Origin of the sequence: Paraburkholderia humisilvae, assembly GCF_902859855.1 — a bacterium.
Classification (GTDB): Bacteria; Pseudomonadota; Gammaproteobacteria; order Burkholderiales; family Burkholderiaceae; genus Paraburkholderia; species Paraburkholderia humisilvae.
Genome location: NZ_CADIKH010000004.1, coordinates 209342 through 223723 on the forward strand (window position 1 = coordinate 209342; position 14382 = coordinate 223723).

Annotated in this window: 9 protein-coding genes; 4 read left to right on the forward strand and 5 right to left on the reverse strand. The window is 65.4% G+C overall.

What is annotated here, in order from left to right; all coding sequences use genetic code 11:
• Window positions 1-298: 298 nt before the first annotated feature.
• A complete protein-coding gene (locus HV796_RS05530) occupies window positions 299-1693 on the forward strand; it encodes an FAD-binding oxidoreductase (RefSeq protein ID WP_175225449.1) in 1395 nt (464 codons plus the stop codon).
• 318 nt (window positions 1694-2011) lie between these two features.
• Window positions 2012-2743, forward strand: a complete 732-nt coding sequence (locus HV796_RS05535) for a YceH family protein (protein ID WP_175225450.1) — start codon at window positions 2012-2014, stop codon at window positions 2741-2743.
• 112 nt (window positions 2744-2855) lie between these two features.
• Here the strand turns inward: HV796_RS05535 and yjfF are convergent, their stop codons facing one another.
• The 4 genes from yjfF to HV796_RS05555 form a co-directional block, all read right to left on the reverse strand.
• Window positions 2856-3956, reverse strand: coding sequence for a galactofuranose ABC transporter, permease protein YjfF (gene yjfF / locus HV796_RS05540; RefSeq protein WP_175225556.1), 1101 nt, complete (start codon window positions 3954-3956; stop codon window positions 2856-2858).
• Between the two features lie 26 nt (window positions 3957-3982).
• Window positions 3983-5020 (reverse strand): ABC transporter permease, encoded by a 1038-nt coding sequence (locus HV796_RS05545; RefSeq protein WP_175225451.1) that lies wholly within the window; start codon window positions 5018-5020, stop codon window positions 3983-3985.
• The gene (locus HV796_RS05550) at window positions 5017-6531 is read right to left on the reverse strand and encodes a sugar ABC transporter ATP-binding protein (RefSeq protein ID WP_175225452.1); all 1515 of its coding nucleotides are present in this window, start codon (window positions 6529-6531) and stop codon (window positions 5017-5019) included. The genes HV796_RS05545 and HV796_RS05550 overlap by 4 nt, the downstream gene beginning before the upstream one ends.
• Window positions 6532-6613: 82 nt before the next feature.
• Entirely contained in the window at window positions 6614-7582 is a 969-nt protein-coding gene (locus HV796_RS05555) for an ABC transporter substrate-binding protein (protein ID WP_175225453.1), read from the reverse strand.
• 539 nt (window positions 7583-8121) lie between these two features.
• Here HV796_RS05555 and HV796_RS05560 point away from each other — a divergent pair.
• A complete protein-coding gene (locus tag HV796_RS05560) occupies window positions 8122-9258 on the forward strand; it encodes a Fic family protein (RefSeq protein WP_175225454.1) in 1137 nt (378 codons plus the stop codon).
• 145 nt (window positions 9259-9403) lie between these two features.
• Entirely contained in the window at window positions 9404-11104 is a 1701-nt protein-coding gene (locus HV796_RS05565) for an acid phosphatase (protein WP_175225455.1), read from the forward strand.
• Between the two features lie 48 nt (window positions 11105-11152).
• Here HV796_RS05565 and HV796_RS05570 read toward each other — a convergent pair whose 3' ends face one another.
• Window positions 11153-14350 carry a bifunctional diguanylate cyclase/phosphodiesterase gene (locus HV796_RS05570; protein ID WP_175225456.1) on the reverse strand — a complete coding sequence of 1066 codons (3198 nt, stop codon included), beginning with the start codon at window positions 14348-14350 and terminating at the stop codon, window positions 11153-11155.
• Window positions 14351-14382: the final 32 nt, after the last annotated feature.

Below are 14382 nucleotides of genomic sequence, written 5' to 3' on the forward strand. Positions count from 1 at the left end.
GACCCTTGCGTCGCTCGCCACGCGTTTCGTCGGCGCTTTGCTGCGCTTGCCGTGCTTCGTATTCCCGAAGCATTCCATCCGTCGCCTTACGGATGAAAGACTCACCGTGCGCACCCATCGTGCCCGAAGCACCGCGCCTCGTGCATTTGCGCGATTTTCGCAGCGTGCGCTCGGGTTTACGTTAGTTTGTGTTCGGTAACACCGCCCGTTTACTGGGTTGAAAACATTAAGGCTTCCGAAATGGGTTCGACCTGATTAAGGAACGCCTTGAGTGGTCCATCGTGCGTGGAGGTGTGCAATGCCGAATCTGTCGAAGAATGCAATGGATGATCTGAAAGCCGCCGTGCGCGGACAGGTGTTCGTGCCGGAGGATGCCGGCTATCACGAAGCGCGAGCAATCTGGAATGCGATGATCGACCGGCGGCCCGCCGTGATTGTCCGCTGCGCCGGCGTCGCCGACGTGCGTCGCGCGGTGAACTTCGCGCGCGAGCAAAATCTGACGCTCGCGATGCGCGGCGGCGGCCACAACATCGCGGGCACCGCGCTGTGTGACGACGGGCTGGTGATCGATCTGTCCGCGATGAAATCGGCGCGCGTCGATCCGTTCACGCGCCGCGCGTATGTCGAGCCCGGTTGCACGCTGCGCGATCTCGATCACGAGGCACAAGCCTACGGTCTTGCGGTGCCGCTCGGCATCAACTCGACGACCGGCGTCGCGGGTCTGACGCTCGGTGGCGGATTCGGCTGGCTGAGCCGCCGCTTCGGAATGACCGTCGACAATCTGCTGTCGGCCGATATCGTTACCGCCGGCGGCGAACTCCTGCATTGCAGCGAGAGCGAACACGAAGACCTGTTCTGGGCGTTACGCGGCGGCGGCGGCAATTTCGGCGTGGTCACGATGTTCGAGTTTCAACTGCATCCGGTCGGGCCTGAAGTCTACGGCGGCCTGGTCGTGCTGCCGATCGACCAGGCGAGGGAAGCGTTGGCCAGGTATCGCAACGCGGTGGACTCGATGCCCGATGAACTGACCGTCTGGAGCGTCGCGCGGCTTGCACCGCCGCTGCCGTTTCTGCCCGCCGACGTGCACGGCAAGCCGATGATCGCGTTTGCGATCTGCTACACCGGCCCGCTTGAAGAGGGTCCACGCGCAGTCGAGGCCGTGCGCCAGTTCGGCACGCCGTACGGCGAGCACCTCGGGCCGATGCCGTACACCGCATGGCAGCAGGCCTTCGACCCGCTACTCACACCGGGCGAACGCAACTACTGGAAGTCGCACAATCTGTCCGCGCTGCAGGATGGGCTGATCGATGCGCTGCTCGACGCGATCGGCACGCTGCCGTCGCCGCAGTGCGAGATCTTTTTCGGCCAGGTGGGCGGCGCGACTGCGCGTGTCGCGATCGACGCAACCGCGTACGCGGGGCGCGACGCGAAGTATGTGATGAATGTGCATGGCCGCTGGAGCGATGCAGCCGACGACGCACGCTGCATTGCATGGTCACGCGCGTTCTTCGAGACCACCAGACCGTTCGCACTCGGCACCGCGTACGTGAATTTTCTGACGCAGGAAGAAGGCGACCGGATTGGCGCCGCATACGGTCCGAACTATGAGCGTCTGGTGGCCGTGAAAGACCGCTACGATCCGCACAATCTGTTCAGCAATAACCAGAACATCAAGCCGTCCTCGACCGCGTAGTCGCTGGCAGAGCAGCCGGGGCATCGCGCGTCGCGGGCCGCCGCAGCTGGGACACTGTTTGCGGCAAGCGGCGAGCCGCTGTCGCGCACGCGGCTCGCCGCGCCCGGCACACTCGCGATGCTCGCGTTCGCGGGCAACGCGCGGCTGTGCCGGGTCGCGTTGCAGGCGACCGCTCGTCATCGGACGCAAGACGAAGCCGCGTAGCCGTTCGCGCGTCACCGGTGCGTATCCCGACATCGCCGTGCGGTGAAATTTGGAGCGCAACCCCGTTTTGACGGACAATCGCGGTTGCCTATCCACCCCAAACGTTCAATACCTATGAATTCCCCCGTCAACGATACGCCGCGTCCCGCGCTGCGCGCGCTGACCCCACTCGAGGCACGCGTAGTCGGCGTCCTTTTCGAAAAACAGCACACGGTGCCGGACACCTATCCGCTATCGCTGAATGCGCTGACACTTGGCTGCAATCAGAAGACATCCCGCTCGCCGGTCATGAACGCGAGCGAATCCGACGTGCTGGGCGCACTCGAAACACTCAAACGGCTGAGTCTGGTATTCGAAGGCAGCAGCAGCCGCGTGCCGCGCTTCGAGCACAATCTGGAACGCGTGCTGGGTGTGCCGCGCCAGGCCGCCGCGCTGCTCGCCGCGCTGTTGTTGCGCGGCGCGCAAACAGCCGCCGAGTTGCGTCTCGCGACCACGCGTCTGCATGCGTTCGCCGATACGTCGTCGGTCGAAGCCTTCCTCGACGAACTCGCCGCGCGCGACACGCCGCTCGCAGTGAAACTGCCGCGCACGCCGGGCGAGCGCGAAAGCCGCTGGATGCATCTGCTGTGCGGCGAAGTGCAGGTGGATGACGCGGCGCCGCCGCGCGGCGCGGGCGAGCCGTCCGAACGTCATGCGGCGTTCGGCGCAATGGACGACGAACTCGATGCGCTCAAGGCCCAGTACGGCGCGCTTGCCGACAAGGTTGCGCGGCTTGAGGCGCTGGTCGAAAGAATGGCTGCGGAGCTCGGCATCGCGGTGGACAAACCGGCACAGCAACCGCAATAACCTGACGCCTGATACCTGATTACCTTGCTGGCCGCGCACGCGTGCAAGCGCGAGCGGCCAGGAGCCTACGCGAATGGCGAACGCACAAGCGCGTCCGCCTACCCGGCACCGTTCAGGTGCGCCGCGTGATCATCGCGGCGAGACCCGGTTTGTCCTTTGCGTCGGTCTGCGGCGCGCGCTCGTCGTCGCGTGCTTTCTTCGTGCTGGCATGCAGCCCCGTGCCGTTCGACTTGCGGCTCGCCGCATGCCGCTCGATCACCCGCTGCAGCAGGCAGAACGCGCATAGCAGCGCGCCGATCACAATACGGGTCCACCACGAACTCAACGTGCCGTCGAAGGTGATCAGCGTCTGGATCGTGCCGAGAATGCCGACGCCGAACAGCGAACCGAATACGTAGCCGACGCCGCCCGTCAGCAGCGTGCCGCCGATCACCGTCGCGGCAATCGCATCGAGCTCCATCCCCTGCGCGGCCAGCCCGTAGCCGGACAGCAGATACAGCGTGAACACCACGCCGCCGAGCGCCGAGCAGAAGCCGCTCAACGCATACACGCCGATCTTCGTGCGCGCGACCGGCAGGCCCATCAGCAGCGCCGAGCGCTCATTGCCGCCGATCGCATAGACATTGCGGCCAAAGCGCGTGAAGTGCGCGATATAGATCGCGGCGAGCAGCGCGACGATGCCGATCAGCGCACCGGAGTTCAGCGTGCCGCCGCCGATCGGCACGCTGAACTGCGCAACCGCATGAAAGGTCCGCTCGTTGATCGTGATCGACTGCGTGGTGATCAGGAAGCACGCGCCGCGCGCGAGGAACATGCCGGCCAGCGTGATGATGAACGGCTGCAATCGGAAGAAATGGATCACCGCGCCCATCGCCGCGCCGAACAGCGTGCCCATGATCAGCACGAGCGGCACGATCGCCCAGATCGGCCAATGCCACCATTGCGCGGCCACCGAGCACAGCACGGTAGTCAGCGCGACCACCGAGCCGACCGACAGGTCGATGCCGCCCGACACGATCACAAAGGTCATGCCGAGCGCGACGATCAACAGGAACGAATTGTCGACCAGCAGGCCCAACAGCACCTGCAGCGAGAAAAAGCCGGTGTACATCACCGAGCCGAAGCCGAACAGCACACAAAACAGCGCGATCGTCACGACGATCGGCAGCGTGCGCGGATCAAGGAGGCGCGCGACGAATTTCGTACGGGACATACGCGTGCCGTCTTTTGTCATTTTTGTCATTTTGCCGCCTCGCTAACGGGCTTTGCCTGCGCGAACGAAAACGCGCGCTTCAGTTGCCGCACGAGCAGCACGCGTGCACGCTCCGATTGAATCACGCTGACGAGCAACACGACGATCGCCTTCACCACCAGCGTCGCCTCCGGCGGCACGCCGATCGAGTAGGTCGTATACGTCAGTGTCTGAATGATCAACGCGCCAAGCACCGTGCCCGCGAGGCTGAAGCGTCCGCCGTTCAACGACGTGCCGCCGAGCGTCACCGCCAGAATCGCGTCGAGTTCGAGCAGCAGACCCGCGTTGTTGCCGTCGGCACTGCGCACGTTCGAGCTCATCAGCACGCCGGCGATCGCCGCGGTCAGCCCGGAGAACACATAGACCGCGAACACGATCGCATTCGCGCGCAAGCCGACGAGGCGCGTCGCCACCGGGTTCACACCGATCGCGCGGATAAAAAGCCCGAGCGCGGTGCGGCTCATCAGCAGCGCGGTCGCCACCGTCACCGCGATCGCCACCCACACCGCGCACGGCACGCGCGCGAGGTAGCCGCCGCCCAGCACCAGATAGTCCGGCGCGCCGATCGGGATGATCTGCCCGCCCGTCAGCAATTGCGCGACGCCGCGGCCCGCCACCATCAGGATCAGCGTCGCGATGATCGGCTGCATGCCGATAAACGCGACCAGCAGACCGTTCCACGCGCCGGCCGCGAGCCCGACCGCGAGCGCGGCGGCAACCGCCCGCGTCACATGCGTCGGATCGTCGGCCAGCAGCGTGGCCGCCGCGGCGCCTGCGATCGCGACCACCGCGCCAACCGAAATATCGATGCCGCGTGTCGCGATCACGAGCGTCATGCCGAGCGACACGATCACGAGCGGCGCCGCGCGATTCAGGATGTCGATGGGCGCGCCGAACAGATGGCCTTCGAAAGTGGAGATCGCGAGAAAGTTCGCGCGGTGCGCGACGTCGAGCGCAATCAGCAGCACCAGCGTGAGCACCGGCCACGCAAGCGTGTGCTGGAACGCGGCTTTGATCGCCTTCATTGGTCGCTCCCTGCAATGAGCTGATAGACCTGATCCTCGGACACCGCGTTGCCCGCGATCTCCGCCACCTTGCGCCGGTCGCGCAGCACCGCGATGCGGTGGCTCACGCGCACCACTTCGCTCACCTCGGACGAGATGAACAGCATCCCGAGCCCTTTCGCGCACAACGCCAGCACGCGGTCCATGATTTCGAACTTCGCGGCCACGTCGATGCCGCGTGTCGGTTCATCGAGAATCAGCATCTTCGGCTCGGTCGCGAGCCAGCGCGCGAGCAGCACCTTCTGCTGGTTTCCGCCGGACAACAGGCCGATCGGCTGGTCCGCGTCGCGCGCCTTGATGCCCAGCATCGCGATGTACTCATCGGCCATCTCGCGCTGTTTCGCGCGGCTGATTGCGCGCCACCAGCCGCGTCGCGCCTGCAACGCGAACACGATGTTCTCGCGAATCGACAGGTCCGCGACAATGCCTTCCTTCTTGCGGTCTTCCGGGCAGTAGCCGATCCCGTGCCGCACCGCGTCGTGCGGCGAGCGCATCTTCACGCGCCGGTCGCCCACCATCATCGTGCCCGCGTCGGCCTTTTCCGCGCCGAACAGCAGCTTCGCGGTTTCCGTGCGGCCCGAGCCGAGCAAACCCGCCAGACCGAGAATCTGCCCGGGCCGCACGTCGATGTCGATCGGGTTGAGCAGCCCGCGCCGGCCGACGCCGCGCATTTCGAACAGCGGCGGCGCTTCGGAGGCCGGCTTCGGCGGCTCCGTCGCCGCCTGCTTCAGCCGTTCGGACATGCGCGCGTGGCCGACCATCTTCGCGACCAGCTCGTCGACCGGCAGGTCCTTCGCCAGATATTCGCCTTCGCGCTCGCCGTTGCGCATCACCGTAATGCGGTCCGACACCGCGTACGTCTGTTCAAGAAAGTGCGTGACGAACAGAATCGCCATGCCGCCCTGCTTGAGCTTGCGCAGCACATCGAAAAGCCGCGCGACTTCACCGTCGTCGAGGCTCGACGTCGGTTCGTCGAGAATCAGCACGCGTGCGTCCACCGACACCGCGCGCGCGATCGCCACCATCTGCTGGACCGCGATCGGATACGCGTCGAGCGAACGCGTGACATCGAGCGATACGTTCAGATCGGCAAGCGCCGCTTCGGCCCGCGCGTGTATCGATTTCCAGTCGATCATGCCGCGCCGCTTCAGATGCCGTCCGGCGAAGATGTTTTCCGCGACCGACAGGTTCGGACACAGATTCACTTCCTGGTACAGCGTGCGGATGCCAGCGGCCTCGGCTTCGAGCGGTGTCGCGAACTGCACGTGTTCGCCCGCCAGACGGATCTCGCCGGCGTCGTGCGCGTGCACGCCGGTGAGCACATTGATCAGGGTCGACTTGCCCGCGCCGTTTTGTCCCATCAGCGTATGAATCTCGCCCGGGAACAGACGGAAATCGACGCGCTGCAACGCGTTGACGCCCGGGAACGACTTGCTGAGGCCGATCGTTTCGAGAATGGGAGAGTCGCTCATGAGCGTAGCGAGAAAGAAGCCGAAAAAAAGTCAGGCGCCGCGCGCATCGCGCCGGCGCCAGACCCGCCTACTCCACTAATGCTCAGTACTTGCGCTGCGGCAACACCTGCGCGGCGACGCTCATCGGGAACACGGTTTCCTCGGTCGTGATGCGCTTGGGCAATTGCTTGCCCGCCACGACTTCCTTCACCGCGGTCATCAGTTGCGGTCCGAGCAGCGGGCTGCATTCGACGTCGACGTTGATCTTGCCCGCGATCATCGCTTCGAAGCCGCCCTTGGTCGCATCGAACGACACCACGCTGATGTCGGTGCCCGGCTTCAGGCCCGCTTCTTCCATCGCCTGAATCGCGCCAAGCGCCATATCGTCGTTATGCGCGTACACGACGTTGATCTGCTTGCCGTACGTCTTCGCAAACGCTTCCATCACCTGCTTGCCGCCCGCGAGCGTGAAGTCGCCGCTTTGCGACGCGATGATCTTGAACTTCGGATCGTTCTTGATCACTTCCATCAGGCCGGCGTGGCGATCGTTGGCCGGCGCCGAGCCCACCGTGCCCTGCAGCTCGACGATATTGATCGGGCCTTTGTCGTTCTTGTAACGCTCTTCGAGCCAACGGCCACCGCGGCGGCCTTCCTCGAGGAAGTCAGAGCCGATCATCGTCACGTACAGCGACTGGTCTTTCACGTCGATGTTACGGTCGGTCAGGATCACCGGAATCTTGGCGTTCTTCGCTTCGGTCAGCACCGGCTCCCAGCCGGATTCGACCACCGGCGAAAATGCGATCACGTCCACCTTCTGCGCGATGTACGAGCGGATCGCCTTGATCTGGTTTTCCTGCTTCTGCTGCGCGTCGGAAAACTTCAGGTTGATGCCGGCGTCTTTCGCGGCCTGCTTGACCGACACCGTGTTCGCGGTACGCCATGCGCTTTCGGCGCCGACCTGCGCAAAACCGAGCGTGATCTTCTTGTCTTCCGCATGGCCGTTGATGGCCGCCGCGAACAGCAGCGCCGAGCCGACCAGCGCGCCGAGTGTCAGGCGTCTCGTGTGATTCATTTCCTGTCTCCGGATTTATATCGTTTATTCTGGCGCCGTTACCGCAGGCGAGCGTCCTTACGGGCACGCGACGGACGATGCCGGCGCCACCTTTCACAACACTGCACTACCGATCAAGCTGCCCAACTGGAAACGTACGACTCGCGCCGGCTCCGTGCGACTCCCCGTTCGTGACGGCGAATACCGTAAGTCCGGTCTATTAATAGCCAAACTATATCCATGCACCGACACGGCGGTGATTGGTGTTTTCCCGAGCCTCGCAGTGCCGCCCGACACCGCAATTCCCTCTGCATAGCGCACGCCAAGTCCGGTATACGGCAGCTACGGAAAACGGTCGGAGGATTTTGCGGTCCGTCGCGAAGCGTCAATATTCACCCGATATAGTCCTACTATTTAGGCATCTTCTGCGGATGCTGAACGCGACCATGGTGCCCGCACATACGATCGCCCTACCGGTATGCGGCGAAACCGGGCGCAATCACCGCAAGAAATGCGGTGATCGGGTTGCCCTTGCGGAGAATACACGCGATAATCTCCGCATGGAAAGCGGAGATTATCCCTACATCTGGACTGCGCCGGGCTGGCCGCAATGGCAGTACGACCTCGCGTCGCTCGCCGCGCCGCTTGCGGCCGTCACCGGCGCGCAAGGGCTGCTGCTCGGTCGCATGTACGACGTCGGCATCGCGCAGCGCGGCGAGGCCAACCTCGCCGCGCTGACCGCGGACGTGCTCAAAACCAGCGAGATCGAAGGCGAGTCGCTGGACGCGCGGTCGGTGCGCTCATCGATCGCGCGCCGGCTCGGCGTCGATATCGGCGCACTCGCGCCGGTCGACCGTCACGTCGAGGGCGTCGTCGAGATGGTGCTCGACGCGACCCTGCACTGCAACGCGTCGCTCACGCAAGAGCGGCTGTTCGGCTGGCATGCGGCGCTTTTCCCCACCGGGTACAGCGGCCTCGTGGCGATTCGCGTCGGTGCGTACCGGGACGATGCGCGAGGCCCGATGCAGGTCGCGTCCGGACCGGTCGGCCGGCAGCGCGTGCACTTCGAAGCGCCGCCCGCGCCGCGTCTCGCGGCGGAAATGGCGCGCCTGCTCGATTGGGTCAACGACAACGACGATCACCATCCGGTGCTCAAGGCCGGCCTCGCGCACCTGTGGTTCGTCACCGTTCATCCTTTCGACGACGGCAACGGCCGCATCGCACGTGCGATCGGCGACATGCTGCTCGCGCAGCTCGACCACAGCGGCCAGCGCTTCTATAGCCTGTCCGCGCAGATCCAGCGCGAACGGCGCAGCTACTACGACATTCTCGAACGCACGCAGCGCGGCCTGTCGGACGTCACCATGTGGCTCGGGTGGTTCCTCGAGAACTTGCAGCGCGCGATCGAAGCGGCACTGCAGACGCTCGACGCGGTGCTGGCGAAATCGCGCTTCTGGCAACGCATCGCCGGCACACCGCTCAACGAACGGCAGGCGAAGCTGCTGAACCGGCTGCTCGACGGCTTCGACGGCAAGCTGACGAGCAGCAAGTGGGCGGCGATCGCGAAGTGCTCGGCGGACACCGCGTTGCGCGACATCAACGAGCTGATTGCGGCCGGAATCGTGCGCCGAGCCGACGGCGGCGGACGCAGCACCGCATACGAGCTCGTTGCAGCGCCTGGTGTGACACGCGCGTGACAGCCGCTGCAGCGGTTTTGCCCACAGCCGGTTCGTTTTTTCTGCTTCGCGCAGGTGGCAAACGGTGCGAGTATGCGGTGCGAGCGACGCGCATCGATGCTCCCCTCTCGCCTGTCTCGCCACCACAGCGTCAAGGAGAACGCCCGTGAATGACACCGATCCGAACCGCCTTGCCGACGCAACTGCCGCCGCCGGTCCCGACCTGCCCGACGACCCCGAGCGCCGCCGTGTGCTGACCGGCCTCGCGGCGGTCGGCGCCGGGCTGGTTCTGGCCGGATGCCAGTCCGCGAGCCAGACGTCGGCGAGCAACGCGTCGGCGAGCGCCGCCGACTTGCGCATGGACGCCGCGCTGCACGGCCAGGTGAAGAACATCGTGGTGATCTATGCGGAGAACCGCAGCTTCGCGAACCTGTACGGCAATTTCCCCGGCCTGCAGCATCCGCTCGACTCGGCCACGCCGCAGACCTATGTGCAGTTCGACCGCGACGGCACAACGCCGCTGCCGCGCCTGCCGGCGATCTGGGGCGGGCTGGTGCCGCAGGCGCAGGTGGTCGACGGCAAGCGCTACGCGATCAGCGAGCGCGAGATCGCGAACCTGCGCAACCAGCCGTTTCACCTGACCGACGCGCAAGGCGCGCCGTTGCCCAATGGCGTGATTACCCGCGATCTCGTGCATCGCTTCTATCAGAACCAGATGCAGATCAACGGCGGCCGCAATAACCAGTTCGCTGCATGGAGCGATTCGGGCGGCCTCGTGATGGGCCATTACCGCAGCTCGCCCGCCACGCTGAAAATCTGGGGCCTCGCGCAGCAATACACGTTGTGCGACAACTTCTTCATGGCGGCCTTCGGCGGCTCGTGGCTCAACCATATCTTCCTGATTTCCGCGCAGGCGCCGCTCTATCCGGATATCCAGAACAGCCCTGCGAAGAACCAGGTGTCGGTTCTCGAAGGCGACGATCCGCTCGGCACGCGACTGAAGACAGCGCCGAACTCGCCCGCCTCCGCGCTCGACGGCCCGCCGAAGTTCGTGCGCGACGGCCTGTTCACGCCGGACGGCTATGCGGTGAACACGATGGCGCCGCCGTACCAGCCGAGCTTTATTCGGCCCGCGCCCGACGGCAATCCGCTGCTGGCCAATCCGGCCGACCCGAAGGTGCTGCCACCGCAGAACTACGCGACGATCGGCGACCGACTCACCGACCGCGACGTCGAATGGGCGTGGTACGCCGGCGCCTGGCAATACGCGCTCGAGCACCAGGACACCGGCGCCGTGCCCGATTTCCAGTATCACCATCAGCCGTTCAACTACTTTTCGAACTACGCGCCGGGCACCGCGGCGCGCACGCGACACCTGCGCGATGCGGGCGTCGGCGACGACGCGTCGACCAACCGGCTGATTGCCGATATCGACGCGGGCCGGCTGCCGCCGGTCGTGTTCTACAAGCCGCAGGGCAACCTGAACATGCACGCGGGCTACGCCGACGTCGAATCCGGCGACCGCCACATCGCGGCGGTCATCGATCATCTGCAGCGCGGGCCGCAATGGCACAACACGGTCGTGATCGTGACGGTCGACGAAAACGGTGGCTGGTGGGACCCGGTCGCACCGCCAAAGGGCGACCGCTGGGGCCCGGGCTCGCGCATTCCAGCGCTGGTCGTATCGCCGCTTGCGAAGAAGGGCTATGTCGATCACACGGTCTACGACACCAACTCGATTCTGCGATTCATCAGCCGCGTGCATCGGCTCGAGCCTCTGCCGGGCGTGGCCGCGCGCGACCGCGCGTTCGCGCAGAACGGGCTTGCGCCACTGGGCGACATGACGGGCACGCTTGACCTTGCCTGACTGACAGGCTGACCAGAACTGAAGCGAGGCATAGCGGCCCGCGGCCCGCTATGCCTCGACGATGCCCGCGCTGCGCACCGTGCGCCGCTCGCGCATCCAGTCGTCGAGCTGCACCGACGACAGCGGCCGTGCGATCCAGAACCCTTGCAGTTCGTCGCAACCGATGCTGCGCAGCAGATTCGCCTCGCGTTCGCTTTCGACGCCCTCCGCAACCACCCGCAAGCCGAGCATGTGCCCAAGGCCGACAATCGCTTCGACGATCGCGAGATCAGTCGGCTTGTCGAGCTTGTTGTGCACAAAGGTGCGATCGATCTTCAGCCGGTCGAGCGGGAAGCGGTTCAGATAGCTGAGGCTCGAATAGCCGGTCCCGAAGTCATCGAGCGAGATGCGCACGCCGAGCGCCCGTATCGCGCCGATCGTCGCGATGTTGCGCTGCGCGCCGTCGAGCAGCACCGATTCGGTGATCTCCAGTTCGAGGCTCGCCGGCGCGACGCGATGTTTCGCGAGACTCGCCTTCAGCGTATCGACGAGCGCGTCGTCGCGCAGTTGCACCGCCGACAGATTGATCGACAGTGTGAGACCGGCCAGCGGACCATCGCGCCAGTTCGCCAGCTGCCGGCACGCCTCGTCGATAACCCACGCGCCGATCGGCACGATCAGACGCGTCTCTTCCGCGATCGGAATAAACTGCGCGGGCGACATGCGGCCCAGTTCCGTGCTGTCCCAGCGCAGCAGCGCCTCGACCGCGATCACGTCGCCGCTGGCCGTGTCGATGCACGGCTGATACGCGAGCCACAGCTCGTCACGCTCGATCGCGGTGCGCAGACACGCTTCGAGTGCGAGCCGCAACCGGCTTTGCTCGATCATGTCCGGCGAGAAGAACTTCGCGAGATTGCGCCCCGCCGCTTTCGCCTGATACATCGCGAGGTCGGCGTTCTGCATCAGCGTATCGATATCGAGCCCATCCTCCGGATACATCGCGATCCCGACGCTGCACGACACGTGCATCGCGATACCGTTGACGTCGTGCGGCTCGCCGATCAGCGGAATCATCCGCTCCTCGATCATCTGCGCGACGTCGGCCGCGCTTTGCGCGCCATTCAGGATCACGGTGAACTCGTCGCCGCCCAGGCGGCTCACGGTGTCGTCGCGCCGCACCGAGCGCACGAGGCGCGTGGCGACCGAGCGCAACAGGCCGTCGCCGATATGATGACCGAGCGAATCGTTGATGTCCTTGAAGCGGTCGAGGTCGATAAACAGCACCGCGACGCGCCGGCCCGTGCGTTTCGCGGTATCGAGCGCAACCGCGAGACGCTTCTTGTAGAGCGCCCGATTCGGCAGTTCCGTGAGAAAGTCGTGCTCGGCGAGAAACTGGATGCGCGCCTCGCTCTTCTTGCGATCGCTGATGTCAATCAGCGTGCAGATGTAATGCGTGACCTGCCCCTGCGGGTCGCGCACGACGCTCACCATCAACCACGCCGGATAGTCGCCGCCGTGCCGGCGGCGCACCTGCGCTTCGCCGTTCCACGTGCTCGTGCGATCGACCGTCGGCGCGAGCGTCGCGAAGCTGCCATCGCCGGGCCAGCCGTCGACGATGAAGCCGGGCAGGCGCCCGATCACGTCGTCGGACCGATAACCGGTCGTTCTGTAGAACGCCGCATTGGCGGTCAGCAACTGGTACGCGTCGTCGAGAATCAGGATCGCCTCCGACGATGCCTCGAACACGCGGGCCCACAACTCGAGCCGCTGCTCCATCAGCTTGATCTGGTTGATCGGCGTGAAAGCGGTCAGAATCGCGTCCTGCCCCTGGAAGCTCAGGCGCCGCGCGGACAGCATCGCCCATGTCGATTCGTCGGTCGCTTTCCAGTGCACCTCGAATTCGTCGACCGCCTCGCGATCGGACAGTTGCTGGAAAAAACGCGCGCGCGTGCCCGAATCGAGTCCGCGCGCCCATGGATCGATTGCGCAACCGTTCAGCCAGTACAGCGCGGGGCGGTTCGCATGCAGCACTTCGTGGCCCGGCACCGCGGTCACGACCATCGGCAGCGGTGTGGCTTCGACGAGCGCATACTGCGCAGCCGATGCACGCGCGGTCGCCGCCAGTTCCTTCTGCACGTCGCGCTCGCGATCGAGCTGTTCGAGCATCTCGTTGAAGCCGTTCACCAGCACGCCGATCTCGTCCTGGCTGTGCCAGCGCGCGCGCAGCGAGTGATCGCCGGTGCGGCGCACGGTATCCATTACGCGCGCGAGCTGGCGCAGCGGACGCGAGATCTGCTGAGCGACGGTGTACACCATCGCCAGAATCCCGAACAACAGGAAGAGCGCCGTGCCCAGATGCAGCCACATCCGCGCAAACAGCTCACGCACGCGCTCATGCAGCAGCCGGTCGAGCTCGGCACCGGTCTTGCGCCACGTCTGGCCGACATCGGCCACCGCGCGCTGCTGCGCGGCATCCAGCGCCGCGAACCGGGCCGCATCCGCGCCGCCACCGCGCTCGACGATCGCGCGCGCCGCGCTCCGGTACTGTTCGACCGAGTGGTTCATCTGTCCGATCGACGGGCCCAGCGCGCGTTCGACTTCGGGGTTCGCGGCCACGGCCTCCGCGAAGTCGGTGCGCAACCCTTGCAGCACGGCATCGAGCTGGCCTTCGCGCACCAGATAGCGCGTGCGCATCAGGTCCGCGCTCGCCGGTTGCTGGTCGCCGCGCAAGCCGCTGCCGATCTGGTTGACCGCGTCGAGCAGCGCCGGGTAGCGCAGGATCGACAGCGACATCGAATAGTAGCTGTCGAGGTCCGGGTCGAGAATCAGGTTCGACTGATTGCCGATGCGTGTCACGAGTTCGCGGCATGCGAGCAGCGCGTCGCTCACCTCGGCGGCGCTCGGCGTCGCGTCGCGCGAGAGCAGCACGAGCCCATCGCGTACGCGCCGGTTGAGCGCATCGCTTTGCATCGCCGCGCCATAGCGCGCCTCGGCATCTTCGAGCGCGCGCGCGGTGTCGCGCAACGCCTGCGCCGGCGGACGCGCGCCCGCCCCTGCCGACGCCACCTCGACTAGCGCCTCGCGCACCGTGCGCAAATAAGCGTTGCCGACGATCTCCTTGTTCGAGAAATCGATCGCGATGTACTTCTCGTGAATCAGAATGCCGCTGATAAAAACGACTGCGCTCAAATCCAGCAGATAGATCAACAACAGCTTCCGGCCGACGCGCAGCCGCGCGAGCAGACGGAAGAAGAGATTGCGTTTCATCAAGTGCGGACCCTTGCGCAAATTAGAGTGAA